Raw genomic sequence first — 16,666 nt, 5'->3', positions numbered from 1 at the left:
AAGAAGTAGTCTTTCACAGGCTGCTTCTTTTTTGTGTTTCCGTCAGAAAGCTGTTCATTTGCACAAAAGGAGTGCAAACAATGGAAGCATTAGCAGTAAAATTAAAAGATATTGAGATTAGTTATGATGGAAAAGAAATTTTAGCAATCAAAGAACAAGCAATTTATGAAAATGCGCGGATCGGTATCGTTGGGGATAATGGCAGTGGCAAATCCACGTTACTTAAACTGTTAGCTGGAGAAATCGATGCTGAAAAAGGAAGAGTGGATCGAAGGGTGGATTTCCACTATTTTGCGCAGATTGAAGCGTTGGAGCAAAATCCAATCGCAGAAATCGATTTTGAATTGCTTAGTCGTTTCCAAGTGCCCGATCAAACTGCTCATTTTAGTGGCGGAGAAGAAACAAAATATCGTTTGGCACAAGTATTATCTACGTATACACCAGGTATTTTACTAGATGAACCGACAACTCATTTAGATCAACGAAGTGTGCAAATGCTGATTGAGGAACTCCGTTATTATTATGGAACCTTAATCTTCGTGAGCCATGACCGCTTATTTTTAAATGAGTTGGCTGACAAAATATGGGAAGTATCGGAGCAGACGATAAAAGAATATCAAGGCAACTATGATGATTATCTCAAGCAAAAAGAGCAAGAAGCAATTGCGCAAGAAAACGCGCATGACGACTATTTAAGAGAACGAAAAAAGTTAGAAAACAGCATCATCAAAAAAGAGCAGCAAGCGAAAAAATTAGCGCAATCGGCTAATCAAAAAAGCAGGAGTAATAAAAATAGTCGTAAACCTGATCGTTTGTCAGGGACCAAGCAAAAAGAGAGCAGCCAAAAAAGTGTAATGAGAGCGGCTAAATCAATCGAGAAACGTTTAGAAAAATTAACGGAAGTAGCAAGCGTACAGAAAGACCGTCCGATTGATTTTCCACAATCTAAAACGACCGTCCTACACAATAAATTTCCGGTGGCAGGAGAATCCGTGATCCTCCAGTACGAAGAAAAAATCTTACTTGATCAAGTTGATTTTGCTTTTGACCGAGGGAAAAAAATTGCCATTATTGGATCAAATGGGAGTGGGAAATCTAGTTTATTGCGTCATATCTTGCAACAAAAAAATGGGGTCAAAGTAAGTCCTAAAGTAATCTTTGCTGTCTATGAACAAATGGATTATCACCTTGTTGAGGATGTGAGCGTTTTGCAGTATTTGCTACGTCAAACGGAATATCCAGAAAGCTTGATCCGCAGTATGCTTCATCATTTGGCTTTTTCATCAGAGACGATTCATCGATCTGTTTGTGCGCTAAGTGGAGGAGAAGCAACACGATTATCCTTGGCTGTGCTATTTGCAAAGCCCTCGAATGTTTTGATTTTAGATGAGCCAACTAATTTTATCGACTTACGGACAATGAATGCCTTAGCGTATTTTTTAAAACAATATCACGGAACTGTTTTGTTTACTTCACATGATCCGTATTTTGTTCAACAAGTGGCAGATCAAATTTATGAAATCAACGACCAGAAATTGATTCGACGAGATTGAATGAGTCATGCTAGAGAGGTCTAGATAATAGAAGCAGTGGAATCCAAATTAGGAAAAAACTACTTTGGATTCTACTGCTTATTTCAAAGAAAATATTTTGAGAAATTTCATTTTTGTTTTTATTTTTAACGTAATCACGCATGATTGATTCTGTTCGGTCCATCGAAATAGAAAGTCAGGAATCAAACTGCGCTGAAATGTGATAGCGTTTCCAACGGAGAGATACTATAGTTGAAATGGGGGGACGGGAATGATCAATTACCGCTTGAGTTATCTGTTTGAAGAAACAAATCTACAGAAATTGATAGATCTAACGAAGTTGGAGGAAGAAACACTAAAAAAGGAATTAACAAGAATCCATGTTTTTTCTGAAAAAACGTTTGGGCAAAAAATAAGAATCAATGGCGACGAATTACTGATTCCAGAAGGGATTAGACGACGATGGTCGGAAGTCCTTTTCGAAGTATCGAAGCAAGAGCTGTACTTTTCAGAAGAAGAAAGGCAAGCCATGATTTATCTTCTTGCATTCTCGATGGTCGATGACCTATCCGTATATTATTTTCAAGAATTCTTTAATGTAAGTAAGAATACGGTTTTGAAAGATGTCAGGAATTTAAGAGTCAAACTTCAAGAGGAGCATATCCGTTTGCTTTATTCGAGAAAAAAAGGCTTCTACTTAGACGGGGATGAATTTGCACTGCGACGTGTCGCTTCTTCTACCGTTGGGCTACTAACAGATACTAAGACCGGTCACTGGTTACTTTTTGAGGGAATCTATGGTAGTTCAAGAACGAACTATGTTGTAGTGAGAGATCGACTGATTCGCATTTTAGAGGAATTCGATTTAGTTATCGTTCCTAGTCGATTTGAGGAAATGTTGTATCTGATTAGTTTCTTATTGTCACGTATCACCAAAAAAGAAGTTTTTCTAACTGAAAAAGACAAGCAAATGTTGACTTCTTTGACTGTCTATCAAGCCAGCAAGAAATTTTTAACAGACTTTGGACAGATCAAAAACCAAGCAGAAGAAGAATGTTACATGACTGTGCTATTAAAGACCGTGATCCAAGGAGATATCGAGGACCATTCTGTAGAGTTTCTATTGGAATGTGCAAGAGAGATCATCCACGAGATGGAACGTTTATCAGCGGTACGGTTTGTCGATTATCGGAAATTGTTGATGAATTTCTTTTATCATCTTGTCCCAGCATATTTTCGTATCCGCTATCGATTCACATTGAATAATGTGTTGATCGATGAAATCAAAAATCAATATCATGAATTATTCGAATTGACTCGTTTAGCCCTTTATCCGCTCAAACAATTAGTTGGTGAGATCCCTGACGCAGAAATCGGCTATTTTACGATTCTGTTTGGAGGAGAGATCAGAAAACAAAAAGAGCGACACCATTATCAGCGATTAAAGGCGATGATCGTGTGTCCAAGTGGCATCAGTTCTGGTTTGATCATGGAATCAGAATTACAAGAGTTGTTTCCACAAATCGAGTTTTTGCCGGCACGATCGACAGAAGAATATCAGATGCTTCGTTTTTCAGAAGATATTGATATGGTCTTTTCCAGTGTCCCGTTGAAAACGCCGGTGACAAGTTATGTCGTGAAACCCATCATGACACCTTTAGAGAAAAATGAGTTAGTAAAAAAAGTCCAACAAGCATTTTATGCTTCAGGAAGAGGCGTTCATTCAATCGAAGAGATTTTGGAAGTGATTTTTCCTTATATCGAATTGAGAGAAGGAATGACAAAGACGAAACTACGACAGATCGTCGAGAGAAAAATAAATAAAGAATTGAACAGAAGGGAAGATCAACGGCCGATGTTATCTGAATTATTAACAAAAGAAACGATCCAATTTACGAACGAACAACTGACATGGCAAGAAGCTATCACTGAAGCAGCACAGCCTTTGTTAGCGACCAATAAAATTGAAGAAAAGTATGTGGGAGCAATGATCGAAAAGGTCAATGAACATGGGCCTTTTATTCATATTGGCCAAGGGATTGCTTTACCTCATGCACGACCGGAAGAGGGGGTCAAAGAAATCGGTATGTCCTTATTGAAGGTAGTCGATCCAGTCTTGTTGAACGATGATGAAAAACATCCGATCCAGTTATTTATCTGCCTAGCCGCAGTGGACAACGAGATGCACTTGAAAGCTTTAGCTAGCTTGACGAAAATTTTGTCGAATAAAGAACGTTTAGCGTTATTACTCGAAGCAAAAGATGTAGAAGAAATAATCAATGTGATCAAAGAAGGGGAAGATGAAAAATGAAATTTGCAGCAGTATGTGGGTCAGGATTAGGATCAAGTTTTATGGTGGAGATGAATATCAATTCAGTATTAAGTGATCTAGGCGTGAGTGGCGTGGAAGTCGCTCATTACGATTTAGGAAGTGCAGCACCAGAATTGGCGGATGTCTTTTTTGTAGAGAGAGACCTAGCAGATAGTGCCCAGCATTTAGGAGAAATCGTCGTGTTGGAGAGTATCATCGATCTAGATGAATTGAAAGAAAAAGTAGCTGAGACATGTAGACAAAAAGGATTACTATAAACAATTTTTTTGGGGGAGGAAAAATAAATGAGTAGTATTTTAGATGTGTTAATCGATATTGCAAGTACACCAGCGATCTTAGTTGCATTGATTGCGGTACTAGGGAATATGTTGCAGAAAAAAGACGTTGCAACGATTGTTAAAGGCGGAATCAAAACATTTGTAGGTTTTCTTGTTGTCACAGCTGGTGCGGGAGTCATCGAAAGTTCTTTGGCGCCATTTGGAGAGATGTTTCAAGTAGCGTTCAACATGCAAGGGGTTGTTCCCAATAATGAAGCCATCGTGGCTTTAGCGCTAACGACTTATGGAACGTTAACTGCTCTTATTATGTTAGCGGGTATGGCATTCAACATCTTGATTGCTAGAATCACTCGTTACAAATATATCTATTTGACAGGACATGCCACACTATATATGGCATGTATGATCGCAGTTATTTTAAATGTTACAGGGATGAGCACTTTTAGTCTTGTTTTATTTGGTGGATTAGCACTAGGGATTTGTAATACGATTTTCCCAGCAATTGCCCAGCCTTTCACTCGTCAAATCACCAAAAATGACTCTGTTGCTTTAGGACATACAGGGAATTTCGGTTATGCGTTGAGTGGGTTGATCGGTAAATATGTGGGAAATAAAGAAAAATCAACCGAAGACATCAACTTTCCTAAAGGTTTAGCTTTCTTACGTGATTCAACAGTAAGTATCACGATTACGATGGCGATCGTTTATGTGATCGTTGCGTTGTTTGCTGGAAGTGACTATATCACTAGCACATTGAGCGATGGCACGAATTATATTATTTATGCCTTACAACAAGCAGGTTCATTTGCCGCAGGTGTTTTTGTCATTTTAGCCGGTGTCCGTTTGATCTTAGCAGAAATCGTGCCTGCATTTAAAGGAATCTCTGAAAAATTAGTGCCAAATTCAATTCCAGCATTGGATTGCCCAATCGTATTTCCATATGCACCGAATGCTGTCTTGATTGGCTTTTTAACAAGCTTTGTTGGTGGCTTGGTAAGTTTGGTGATCATGGTCTTCACAGGAACAACAGTGATCATTCCTGGCGTAGTGCCACATTTCTTCTGCGGAGCGACAGCAGGCGTTTATGGAAATGCGACTGGCGGTGTACGTGGAGCGGTCATCGGTTCATTTATCCACGGGATCATCATTAGTTTCATGCCAATTTTGTTGATGCCAGTAATGGGCGATCTTGGTTTCCAAGGATCGACTTTCTCAGATACAGATTACGGTGTTGCAGGAATCTTTTTAGGAAACTTAGCAAATATGGGCGGACAAATTGCAGTTATTTCTGGTGTGGTCGCTGTACTTGCTGTCTTGATCGGTTTGACGCTTTTAAAGAAAAGTAAAAAAACAGATACAGTAGCAGAGTAAGGAGGAATTACTTTGACCGTCAATGAGGAACAGTTAAAAGAGCTGGAACGATTAGCGACAAAAATACGATTAGATACGTTGATCAGTATCAAACATATGGGGCAAGGACATCTAGGTGGATCATTTTCGATTGTTGAATTGCTAGCGGTTTTATATGGCAAACAGATGAAGATCGATCCGAAAAATCCACAGTGGGAAGAACGTGATCGATTAGTCTTATCTAAAGGACATGCAGGTGCCGGTTTATATAGTGCATTAGCCAATGTTGGATATTTCGACAGAGAATGGTTATTGACGATCAATGAAGGTGGAACACGCTTGCCTTCTCATCCAGATCGCCAAAAAACGCCTGGTGTTGATGCAACTACGGGTTCTTTAGGACAAGGCACTTCTATAGCTGCGGGGATCGCTACCGGTTTTAAGCACGCAAAAAAAGATAACTATGTATACTTGATCGTGGGCGATGGAGAATTGAATGAGGGGCAATGTTGGGAAGCATTCCAATATATCGCTCACTTTAAATTAAATCATTGCATCGTGATCATCGATGATAATAAAAAACAATTAGATGGGGAAACAAAGGACATCCTTGACCCGTTCGATATACAGAAAAAAATGGAAGCATTCGGTTTCTATACCTTAAAAGTAAAAGGGTCAGATCTACAAGGAATCGATGCTGCAATCAACGAATGTAAAGAAGTGATTGATCAAGCAGTGTGTATTGTACTTGATAGCGTGAAGGGACAAGGGATTCCTTATTTTGAAACGTTAGATGCCAATCATTCTGTAAAATTCAATACGGAATCAGTCAATCAAGCCGCAGATGACGCCATTCGAATGCTTGAAGAAAAAATCGAAAGGATGAGATAAGGGATGTTCCATTTAAGTAAATCAACTGCTATTGAAAAAGAATTACGAACTTGTGTAGTAGAAACAATCAATGAACTGATGGACATCGATGAGCAAGTCATTGCGTTAGATGCTGATTTAGGTTCGGCAAGTGGCTGGACTGCAATTGGGAAAGAACACCCTGACCGTTTCATCAACATGGGCATCGCCGAAGCAAATATGGTAGGTGTTGCTGCTGGATTGAGTTTGACGGGATACACACCATTTATCCATACTTTTGGTCCATTTGCGACACGGCGGGTATTTGATCAACTGTTTATTTCAGGTGGTTATGGCGGAAACACGATCAACATCTACGGTTCAGACCCAGGATTTGCAGCCGGCCATAATGGTGGGACTCATACGACTTGGGAAGATGTTGCATTGATGAAAGCCATTCCTCATTCCGTAGTCTGCGATGCCGCAGATGACGTCCAAATGGCATGGATTCTCAAAGAATTCCATCAAATGTCAGGCATCCATTATATTCGTGGAAATCGTAAAGGTGTCACACCTGTGTATGAAAAAGGCTCAACGTTCGTGTTAGGAAAAGGAAATGTTTTACGTAAAGGTACCGATTATCTGCTGATTGCGGCGGGACAACTTGTTTCTGAAACGTTGCAAGTAGCCGAACAATTGATGGAACAAGGAATCAGCTGTGAAGTGATCGATATGTTTACGATCAAACCAATTGATCGAGAGCTGATTCTCAGTGAATCAGTCGGTAAGAAAAAAATCGTAACCATTGAAAACCATTCGATCACGGGCGGGTTAGGAAGTTCAGTCGCTGAAGTTCTTGCAGAAGAAGGGGTTGGCGTTCCGCTGAAACGAATCGGCGTCAATGAACGTTTCGGTCAAGTGGGCACACCAGATTTCTTGCAACGAGAATTTGGGTTGGATGTTGCGAGTATACAAAAGCAAATCATTGAATAAGTGAACTATTATTTGATAGCGAATGAGGAGTAACAAAGGAGAGCTGATCCTGTGTTACTCCTTTTTTGTCCTTGTTGAGTGGATGATCTACTAGTTATATAATGAATACGTATAAAAGAAATCTATTGCATACGTCATAAAATTTGGGAAATGAAAGTGTGTTGACTAACTGATAAGAAAGCGGGTAAGTAAATGTTCGATCAACAAGTATAGGTTATTAATCTAAGACGGAAGTATGTACATATGTTTTTTTTAGTAAAAGGTGAAATTGATTTCTCAGTGGAGAATAAATCAATAAACACTAAATGGAGGAATAGGCGTTGTCGAAATTAACAAAGAATATCCTTATAGTAGGATTTGGGATTGCCATGTATTTATTTACTGAGTACGTTTATCGACATGTGAGTGTGTTTGTAGAGCCTTTGGATCAATTGTATCAATCCGATTCTGCCATTGTTCAGGGATTTGCCAATTTGATGATCGTACTATTGTTTACTCCTGCGCTGAGAATCATTAGTATCATCATATGTTTGATTTTATTAATTGTTGTCAATAAAAAAAGAAAGTTGAATGATTCTGCTAATTCAGATAGATAGTTTGGTAGCTATTTGTATCATTTATAACTTAATAGAAGCCTTTGGAGAATCGTAGGTGTGTCAAGAAGCCGACGATTCTCTTTTTTATTCAGATTCAAAAAAATATATATTTATATTTATAGAATAAAACAAAAAGAAGAAAAAAAGGATAGAATTCAATCGCTTTTTATCATAATTAACACACTTATTAAATATAAAATAAATAGTGTTGTATTACCATTCAAAAGAAATTTAACAAATAAAAACATGGCATACTATGTTCAACAAATCGATTTGTATCAAATAAAAACAAAAAGGGGAACTAAAAATGAAAACAGTAACAAAATTTATTGTAGGAGCATTTGTAGCAACGGCGTTAGGTGTAGTAGGAGGAAGTCAAACAGTCTCGGCAGATATAGAAGAAAACATACCTGGTCATGATGTTTCTAATTACTTTAATAACAAAGTAGTAACGATTTCAAGTGAAATGGATAGAAGAGTGGCATTGGACTGGGATCAAGCGAATCTTGATCAAGTAATCTTGTACAATAATAACGGCTTATGGAATCAAAAATGGAACATGTTTTATGATTTTAATGCTAAGACATATACTATCTCAACTGATCCTCACCAAATTAATGGCTATATCAGATCAGCACAGTTGGCTGTATCTGAAAGAGTTTTTGACAGTCAAGGAAATCCAAAGATTGCTACGACTGGATTAAGAGTGAATTGGAAATTATACAAAGTAGGCAAAGTCGATGAGGGTGACGTATATGTATTAAAAAATATTGAATCGGGTAAAGTTTTAGATATGGAAAACAGAAACCCTTACGATGCTAAGGGACTAGTTGCCCGTGAAGGCCAAGGAAGAGGAACAGCTAGTCAACGTTTTGTTATTAAAATAGTAGGTGACGTTTAATCTTTAGACATATATTATTTCCTATAAATCGACGAAAACTGAAAAAATACATAAAATAAAAGGGGAACTAAAAAATGAAAACAGTAACAAAATTTATTGTAGGAGCGTTTGTAGCAACGACATTAGGTGTAATTGGAGGAAGTCAAACAGTTTCGGCAGATTTGGACCCAAATATACCAGGATCTAATGTTGGCAACTTCTTTAGTAACAAAGTTGTAAGAATTGAAAGTGGTATGGATTTGGGAAAGGCACTTGATTGGGATCAAGCGAATCTTGATCAAGTAATCATGTATAATAATAATGGTTTATGGAATCAAAAATGGAATATGTTTTATGATGATATTTCTGATACGTATAGTTTTTTAACCGATCCTCACCAATTCAATGGTTTTATCAAAGCAGCATCCTTGTGTGTATCTGAAAGAGTGTTTGACGGTCAAGGAAATCCAAAGATTGCTACGACTGGATTAAGAGCGAATTGGAAACTTTATAGAGTAGGAGATGCTGTTGGCGCTGGTGTTTATGTTTTAAAAAATGTTGAATCGGGTAAAGTATTAGACCTACCAAATGGTAACCCATACGATGCACAAGGACTAGTTGCGCGTGAAGGACAAGGCACCGGAACAGCTAGTCAACGCTTTATTATTAGAGTAACAGGCAATCTTTAATCATTAGCTATTTAAATCAAAAAAAACGAAAAAAGACATAAAACAGTTTACCTTGTTTTGTGTCTTTTTATTTTGTGTGATACACACATCTATGATTTAATTTGAAAGCAAAGATAAATGGCTATTTCCGGAATGGAGTTGTGCATTCGTTGCTTGTAATGAGTGGCTGTCAAATAGGTGATAATTGTCTTCGCCTTGACAAATTGCTTTGATTTGGCGAACGCTATTCAAGCCTTCTACTAATACACCAAAATTCTGTTCACGATCATAATTGTAAATAACAGCTGATGGATGTTTCTTTATTCCCATTTCACGGGCCATTTTTTGGTCTGAGAAAAATGCTTCTTTGACAAACTCAGATTGACGATCTTCCTTGAACATGTTTAGATCTCCGATTTCTGAAAATATCGATTCAGCAAGATGTTGAGAATATGGAATTTTTTTACAGCTGACGGCTTCTTGTAATCGACTAAGAAATTGTCTTCCTTTTTTCTTTCCTTGGAAATGCGCCGCTTTGCAATCTAATGCGGCTGAATAAGTCGTTGAAAATAGTTTGTTACGCTCTTCTAGATTAGTTTGAGAAATTCCGTTAGTTTGCATGACATCCCCGATTGTCTGCAAGTTAACTAGTGGAAGAAAACGAAATTGTATTTTGAATTTAGGTTTCTTAGTATATTCCTCATCAATAAACTGAACAAGCTGTTGCTCTAAATGAAAGCAGTTTTTCCCCAATGGATTAACAAAAAAATAGATTTCGATCATACGAATCTCCCCCAAATTAGATTCTATGCAAATGATGAATAATATTCACATCGTATAACTTACCAGAAAAACTCGAAAAAATGAACTCAAGTGCCTTGGGAAAATGATAGAATTCTAATTTTTAGCCTCGAACATTCGTTGGATTTTATTTTTGGAAGGATGATAAGGAATCGATTGTCGCTGAAGAAAGTGCTCAAATGCTTTTTTACCGCTTTTAGCATCAGTGACTTCTAGTTCTAATTCATAGTCGTGAAGTTGCTCTCCCCAACTTTCGTCAATCGCTAACAAGCCTTCTTCAATAGGAAATTCGGCACGCTTCGTCGTGAGATGCCCAATGTTGATCAGTTGGCTTGAATCGATCGACAACTCCTGAAGTTTTTGAAAGACAGCTCCAGTTCGTGGCAACCTGTGTTCTTCGATCATTTTAGTGGCTTCTTGGACCGTGTAGGAATCCGTTGTTTCCAATTTACCTTCTATAGCTGGCGTTTTTAACGTGTATTCTGCATAATTATCTAACACACGAATACGTAAGCCGCAGCCATTTTGTTTTAGTTGGAAATCGGGCGTGTCGTAATAGAAGTTCGTTTGGCTATGGAAACGGTCTGCTGTAAGCTGATAGTGCGAAAGCAAACGCATGTAATCCTCTTTTGTTAGTAGTGTTTTAAATTCGATCTCTACCATTTCTGTCATTGGCTTCGCCCCTTTCCTTTTATTTTGCCTAATTTTTTGTTTTTGGTCAACTTCAAAGACAGAAGGTGCAAAAAAACTATGTTTATATGTTAGAATAACTATGAATGTTAACAAAGTAGAGGTAACGATTATGGAACGAGACTGGGAAGAGTTTTTAGCACCTTATGAACAGACAGTGTCAGAGTTAAAAGTAAAATTACGAGGAATACGAAAACAATTCAGAGAACAAAACCGACATGTTCCGATTGAGTTCGTGACGGGACGGGTTAAACCGGTAGAAAGTATCATTACTAAGTCCCAATTACGCCATATCCCAATGGCACGTTTAGAAGAAGAAATGTCAGATATCGCTGGGTTGCGGATCATGTGTCAATTTGTGGAAGATATCCATCAAGTGGTTGACATCATCCGTAACCGTAAAGATATGAAAGTCATACAAGAACGAGATTATATCACCAACAAAAAAGCGAGTGGGTATCGCTCGTATCATTTAGTGATCGAATATCCAGTCCAACTGATCAGTGGTGAAAAGAAAATCTTGGCAGAAATCCAAATTCGCACATTAGCCATGAATTTTTGGGCAACGATCGAGCATTCCTTGAATTATAAATATCAGGGAGTATTCCCAGAAGAGATGAGTGAACGATTGCAGCGTGCAGCTGAAGCCGCTTATCAACTGGATGAAGAAATGTCGAATATCCGAGAAGAGATCCAAGAAGCACAACGATTATTCTCTCATGGAAGAGGACGATCTGAAGATGCCTATTACCGATCTTTGATCGACCAAGAGAATAAACAAGAGGAGGCCAAAGATGAAGGTAGCGATCGTTCATAACAAAGAACCGAAAACATTAGCAGTCACCGAACGATTGAAAAATCTTTTGGCTCAAGCAAATATCAAAATCGATGACCAACAACCAGAATTAGTGATCTCTGTGGGCGGTGATGGGACGCTGTTAGCGGCGTTCCATCGCTTTAGCCATGCTTTGAACGATGTGCGTTTTTTAGGCGTCCATACGGGCCATCTAGGCTTTTATACGGACTGGCGCGACTATGAGTTAGAAGAATTAGTCGATAGCTTGAAAACTAATCGTGAACAAAGCGTTAGCTACCCTTTGTTGGATGTCCGAATCAGCTATTTAGATGACAAACCCGACCAACATTTTTTTGCGTTGAACGAGTCCACGATCAAACGTTCCAACCGTACAATGGTCGCGGATGTCTATATCAAGAACGAATTTTTTGAAAGCTTTCGGGGAGACGGCTTAGCATTATCTACGCCTACAGGATCGACTGCTTATAATAAAAGTGTGGGTGGAGCCGTGATCCATCCAAGTATCAATGCGTTTCAATTAGCAGAAATTGCTTCATTGAATAACCGTGTGTTTCGTACGTTAGGTGCGCCGATGGTCATCGCTCAAGATGAATGGGTAGAGATCCGTTTAGAGAATACAGCAGATTATTTAGTTACGATCGATCAACTGGATGTCTCAAAAGACAATATCCGAGCCATTTATTATCGGATCGCAGAAGAAAGAATCCACTTCGCTTCGTATCGGCACATGCACTTTTGGCATCGCGTGAAAGATGCCTTTATCGGTGAGGTCTAGCAATGGAGTTTACATGGACCTACGAAAAAGAACAGCCGCAGCAAGTGAAATATTTTTTGAAAGAAAAAGGGATATCGAAAGGCTTGCTAGCAAAAATCAAGTTCCAAGGCGGTACGATCATGGTCAATGATCGGGTGGAAAACGTCTTGTTTTCTCTGACGCAAAATGATAAGGTAACCATTGTGATTCCGGCTGAAGGTGAACATGAAACTGTTCTGTTAGATGAAACACCGATCGTGATCGTTTATGAGGACGAGCACATTTTAGTCGTGGATAAACCAGCTGGGATATCCTCGATACCAGCACAGTATCATCCGAATGGAACAATGGCGAATCGAGTGAAAGCATATTATCAACAACAAGACTATGAGGATCAGGTGATCCATGTGGTGACTAGACTGGATCGCGATACTTCAGGGTTGATGCTTTTTGCAAAGCATGGATTTGCTCATGCCAAGCTGGATGTACAGCTTCGTGAAAAGAAATTCGTCAAAAAATATCAAGCATTGGTCAGTGGGGTTGTAGATACTTTGCAAGATCACGGGCAAATCGATTTACCAATTGCTCGGGATATGACATCATTATTGAAACGCAAAGTTTCTCCTACAGGAAAAAGTGCGCAGACGGAATACTGGTTAGAAAATAAATCAACGGATGTAGCATTAGTGGATATCCAACTGCATACAGGTCGCACGCACCAAATCAGAGTGCATTTCTCTGAAATCGGCTGCCCTCTTTTAGGGGATGACATGTATGGCGGAAGAATGGATCTAGGTATTGCTAGACAAGCTTTGCACTGCTATGACTTACGGTTCTATCATCCGTTTACAGAAAAATTATTAGAATTCAAACAGCCTTTAGCAAAAGATATGGCGACAATAGTGAAACGATTTGAAGATTAAGGTGAGGTGAGATTGGTTTGGACGAAAATCAAGAATTAGAGGAAAGATTTGCCCAGTTGGCTCTGGATCTAAGAGAAAACAACATCCAGGATTTTAGAAACAACTTCCTAGAGATGCACATCTACGAGCAGGGGCAATTCTATCAATCCCTTAAGGAAGCAGATCGTCAACAGATTTATACCTATCTTTCGCCTAAGGAATTGGCGGATATGTTCGATGTCATTGAAGAAGACAATGAATACATGAAAGAATATTTGGCAGAAATGCGCCCTAATTATGCAGCAGACATGCTTTCTGAGATGTATACCGATAACGCGGTCGACTTGCTGAATACATTAGATAAGAAACAAGTGGCGAAATACCTTAGCCTGATGCCAGCAGAAGATGCAAGCGAGATCAAAGACCTCTTACATTATGAAGATGAAACAGCAGGGGCGATCATGACGACCGAATTTATTTCGATCGTTGCTAATCAAACGGTCCGTTCGGCGATGTATGTCTTGAAAAATGAAGCTGATGTAGCAGAAACGATTTATTATATCTATGTCGTCAATCAAGACAATCAACTGGTTGGAGTTATCTCATTACGTGATTTGATCGTTAATGATGATGATGCCATGATTTCTGATTTAATGAGTGAGCGGGTGTTGTCTGTTCACGTAGGCGACGACCAAGAAGACGTAGCACAAACCTTCCGTGACTATGACTTTCTTGCTTTGCCCGTAACTGATTATGATGATCATTTGTTAGGGATCGTTACGGTCGATGACATCATCGACGTTATCGATGATGAAGCAGCGAGTGACTACTCCGGGTTGGCGGGGGTCAATGTCGAAGAAATCAATGAGAATCCAGTGAAGTCTGCTTCTCGGCGATTGCCTTGGTTGATCACTTTGTTATTCTTAGGTATGTCAACAGCTTCTTTGATCAGTCACTACGAAGCTTTGGTCAGTGAAGCGAGCATTTTAGCTGTCTTTATCTCTTTGATCACAGGTACTGCTGGGAATGCCGGCACGCAATCGTTGGCGGTCGCTGTGCGGCGTTTAGCGATCTCTGATGATAAAAACCATGGCTTTGTCCGCTTGATCGTAGCAGAAGTGTTGACTGGATTAGTCACTGGTGCTGTGACTGGTTTAACGATTTTCTTGATCGTAGGGATTTGGAAACAAAACTTTATTTTAGGCTTTGTCATTGGTATTGCGATGCTCTTTGCGATCACAGTGGCGAATCTTGCGGGAAGTTTGATCCCTATGTTGATGGATCGCTTAGGCTTTGACCCTGCCGTTGCGAGTGGGCCATTTATTACCACTTTGAGTGACTTGACCAGTGTGTTGATCTATTTCAATATCGCTTCTTTGTTTATGGGGTATTTTATGTAAGAGATAAAAAAGATAGGCGAAGCTTCTCTTGTTTGAGACAAGGAGAGGTTTCGTCTATCTTTTAGTTTTACTCAGATAAAGGAACGATCTTTGTGCCATGGACTTCGTGGACTTCTAAAGCATCTGCAACTGCTTGTGCGTTTTCAGAAGTGATCCCACCGCCAGGTAAAATGATGATCCGGCCATTTGCATGAGCAATCAATTGTTTTAAATGCTCCAAATTCTCTTCGATGTTCGTGCCGGCAGCGCCACCGTGTGTCAAGATGCGATGAACACCATGTTCCACTAACCAATCGATTGCTTCGAATTGACGCTCTTGAGGAATCGCATCGAAAGCCATATGAAAGGTGATCTGCAAGCCTTCTGCGGAATCTATAAGGACTTCCAAAGCTTCTTCGTCTAACCAGCCAGAAGGCGTTAAACAACCGATGACCACACCGTCAGTTCCTAGTTTTTTTGATTCAATCAAGTCAGTGTGCATGATTTTCAATTCGATATCGTTATAAACAAAATCACCGCCACGTGGTCGGATGATCGTCATGACTGGTACGCTTTTTTCACTCGCGTAGCTTAGGACTTCTTCGATCACGCCAGTACTTGGCGTAGTGCCACCTACTGCCAGATTGTCGCACAATTCGATTCGACTCGCACCTTTAGCAATCGCTAAGGGAATCAATGTATAATTCTCCGCACAAAATTCTTTGATCATATTCTTACTCCTTTGTGATGCCTACTTTTTTGAAAGTATACCATAGTTTTTACAGTTGCTAAAGCGTTCATCAAACGGTAAGATGAAGTGAATAGTACAATCGCACTAATACGTAACGTATGTTTTAAAAAGCTATTTTGTCTTGTTATTGCTTTCTCACTAAGTTTTTAAAGGAATGAATAATCATTATGTTAAAAAAAATAGACCAAGGTAGACTATTTTTATCAGAGAATGCTCAGCTGTTTCGCTGTCCGTTGTGTCATGAAGCGATTACTTCAACAACGAACGGGCTCATTTGTCAAAATAATCATCGTTTTGATTTATCAAAAAAAGGGACGTTGTATTTTTTGTCCCACGCTGTTAAAACGGACTATGACCAAGGAATGTTTGAACCAAGACGGCGAATGATCCAAGCGGGTATGTATCAGCCTGTGATCGAATTATTAGCACAACATCTGCCGGCTGATGCAAGTGTGTTAGATGTCGGTTGTGGAGAAGGCAGCTTTTTGACTGCCATCGATCAATTACAGCCGTTAAAACAAGCAATCGGCTTTGACATTTCTAAAGAAGGCGTCTATGCAGCAACTGAACAGCCAATAAAGGCATTTTGGTGTGTCGCAGATTTAACGAATCTCCCTTTTGCTGATCAGCAATTTTCGACGATATTGAATATTTTTTCGCCTTCTCATTATCAGGAATTTCACCGAGTGCTTGCAGATGACGGTGTGGTGTTGAAAGTTGTTCCGCAATCAGGCTATTTAAAAGAATTACGCCAAGCCTTTTATCCCGATCAACCAGAAAAACACCATTATTCGAATCAGCGTGTCGTTGACAAATTCATGGAATCAATGGAGTTGGTAGAACGTCAGCGTGTGACTTATGAGTTTTCGATCCCTGAACAGAATCGACGAGATCTCTTAGCAATGTCGCCACTCGAATGGCAAGTAACAAAAGAAATAAAAGAGGCACTTATGGCAGAACCTCTTAGAAAAATTACAATTGACATAGAATTGTTAAAAGGAAATAAGAGAAAACGATTCCAATAAGAATATTGTAGAGTTAAGGTTGCAAAATGCGTTTAATGGTGATATAGTAGCAACAAGTTGTTTTTTCAT

17 protein-coding genes are annotated in these 16,666 nt (G+C 39.2%); 14 read left to right on the top strand and 3 right to left on the bottom strand.

The annotated features are described in order from the left end of the window. Positions 1 to 80 precede the first annotated feature (80 nt). From abc-f to IGL24_RS13170, 9 genes are all read left to right on the top strand, one after another. Positions 81 to 1,553, top strand: coding sequence for a ribosomal protection-like ABC-F family protein (abc-f, locus tag IGL24_RS13210; protein WP_207115219.1), 1,473 nt, complete (start codon positions 81 to 83; stop codon positions 1,551 to 1,553). Positions 1,554 to 1,803: 250 nt separating this feature from the next. After that, entirely contained in the window at positions 1,804 to 3,843 is a 2,040-nt protein-coding gene (locus IGL24_RS13205; protein ID WP_429968496.1) for a BglG family transcription antiterminator, read from the top strand. Continuing rightward, positions 3,840 to 4,121, top strand: coding sequence for a PTS sugar transporter subunit IIB (locus IGL24_RS13200; RefSeq protein ID WP_429968495.1), 282 nt, complete (start codon positions 3,840 to 3,842; stop codon positions 4,119 to 4,121). The genes IGL24_RS13205 and IGL24_RS13200 overlap by 4 nt, the downstream gene beginning before the upstream one ends. Positions 4,122 to 4,148: 27 nt before the next feature. Continuing rightward, positions 4,149 to 5,513, top strand: a complete 1,365-nt coding sequence (locus IGL24_RS13195) for a PTS ascorbate transporter subunit IIC (RefSeq protein WP_206854910.1) — start codon at positions 4,149 to 4,151, stop codon at positions 5,511 to 5,513. Positions 5,514 to 5,525: 12 nt separating this feature from the next. Next, a complete protein-coding gene (locus tag IGL24_RS13190) occupies positions 5,526 to 6,383 on the top strand; it encodes a transketolase (RefSeq protein WP_207115216.1) in 858 nt (285 codons plus the stop codon). 3 nt (positions 6,384 to 6,386) lie between these two features. Beyond that, entirely contained in the window at positions 6,387 to 7,334 is a 948-nt protein-coding gene (locus tag IGL24_RS13185) for a transketolase family protein (RefSeq protein ID WP_207115215.1), read from the top strand. 320 nt (positions 7,335 to 7,654) lie between these two features. Further along, on the top strand, positions 7,655 to 7,930 hold the full coding sequence (locus IGL24_RS13180; RefSeq protein ID WP_207115214.1) for a hypothetical protein: 276 nt from the start codon (positions 7,655 to 7,657) through the stop codon (positions 7,928 to 7,930). Between the two features lie 307 nt (positions 7,931 to 8,237). Then, positions 8,238 to 8,831 (top strand): hypothetical protein, encoded by a 594-nt coding sequence (locus IGL24_RS13175; protein WP_207115213.1) that lies wholly within the window; start codon positions 8,238 to 8,240, stop codon positions 8,829 to 8,831. Positions 8,832 to 8,905: 74 nt separating this feature from the next. Next, entirely contained in the window at positions 8,906 to 9,499 is a 594-nt protein-coding gene (locus tag IGL24_RS13170) for an RICIN domain-containing protein (RefSeq protein ID WP_207115212.1), read from the top strand. 96 nt (positions 9,500 to 9,595) lie between these two features. Here the strand turns inward: IGL24_RS13170 and IGL24_RS13165 are convergent, their stop codons facing one another. Both IGL24_RS13165 and IGL24_RS13160 read right to left on the bottom strand, forming a co-directional pair. After that, positions 9,596 to 10,261 carry a DsbA family protein gene (locus IGL24_RS13165; protein ID WP_206854902.1) on the bottom strand — a complete coding sequence of 222 codons (666 nt, stop codon included), beginning with the start codon at positions 10,259 to 10,261 and terminating at the stop codon, positions 9,596 to 9,598. Between the two features lie 114 nt (positions 10,262 to 10,375). Continuing rightward, the gene (locus IGL24_RS13160) at positions 10,376 to 10,951 is read right to left on the bottom strand and encodes a CYTH domain-containing protein (RefSeq protein ID WP_207115211.1); all 576 of its coding nucleotides are present in this window, start codon (positions 10,949 to 10,951) and stop codon (positions 10,376 to 10,378) included. Positions 10,952 to 11,081: 130 nt separating this feature from the next. Here IGL24_RS13160 and IGL24_RS13155 point away from each other — a divergent pair, with 130 nt between their 5' ends. Genes IGL24_RS13155 through mgtE form a run of 4 tightly spaced genes read left to right on the top strand, consistent with a single transcriptional unit; the run spans position 11,082 to position 14,842 of the window. After that, positions 11,082 to 11,786: a GTP pyrophosphokinase gene (locus tag IGL24_RS13155; RefSeq protein WP_206854896.1), complete on the top strand. Its 705-nt coding sequence runs from the start codon at positions 11,082 to 11,084 to the stop codon at positions 11,784 to 11,786. Continuing rightward, a complete protein-coding gene (locus tag IGL24_RS13150) occupies positions 11,764 to 12,561 on the top strand; it encodes an NAD kinase (RefSeq protein ID WP_206854893.1) in 798 nt (265 codons plus the stop codon). The genes IGL24_RS13155 and IGL24_RS13150 overlap by 23 nt, the downstream gene beginning before the upstream one ends. Positions 12,562 to 12,563: 2 nt before the next feature. Next, complete coding sequence (locus IGL24_RS13145) at positions 12,564 to 13,463, top strand: RluA family pseudouridine synthase (protein ID WP_207699802.1); 900 nt, start codon at positions 12,564 to 12,566, stop codon at positions 13,461 to 13,463. 17 nt (positions 13,464 to 13,480) lie between these two features. Continuing rightward, positions 13,481 to 14,842, top strand: a complete 1,362-nt coding sequence (gene mgtE / locus IGL24_RS13140; RefSeq protein WP_206854889.1) for a magnesium transporter — start codon at positions 13,481 to 13,483, stop codon at positions 14,840 to 14,842. Between the two features lie 67 nt (positions 14,843 to 14,909). On the opposite strand, the gene IGL24_RS13135 is transcribed toward mgtE, so the two are convergent. Beyond that, complete coding sequence (locus IGL24_RS13135; RefSeq protein WP_207699801.1) at positions 14,910 to 15,551, bottom strand: copper homeostasis protein CutC; 642 nt, start codon at positions 15,549 to 15,551, stop codon at positions 14,910 to 14,912. Positions 15,552 to 15,739: 188 nt separating this feature from the next. On the opposite strand from IGL24_RS13135, the gene IGL24_RS13130 reads away from it, so the two are divergent. Beyond that, complete coding sequence (locus tag IGL24_RS13130; protein WP_207699800.1) at positions 15,740 to 16,597, top strand: methyltransferase domain-containing protein; 858 nt, start codon at positions 15,740 to 15,742, stop codon at positions 16,595 to 16,597. Positions 16,598 to 16,666 lie beyond the last annotated feature (69 nt).

It is taken from the genome of Enterococcus sp. DIV2371, from assembly GCF_050498525.1.
Taxonomy (GTDB): domain Bacteria; phylum Bacillota; class Bacilli; order Lactobacillales; family Enterococcaceae; genus Enterococcus_B; species Enterococcus_B mangumiae.
Note: the sequence above shows the minus strand (reverse complement) of the source record. Positions and strands in the feature narration are given on the sequence as shown.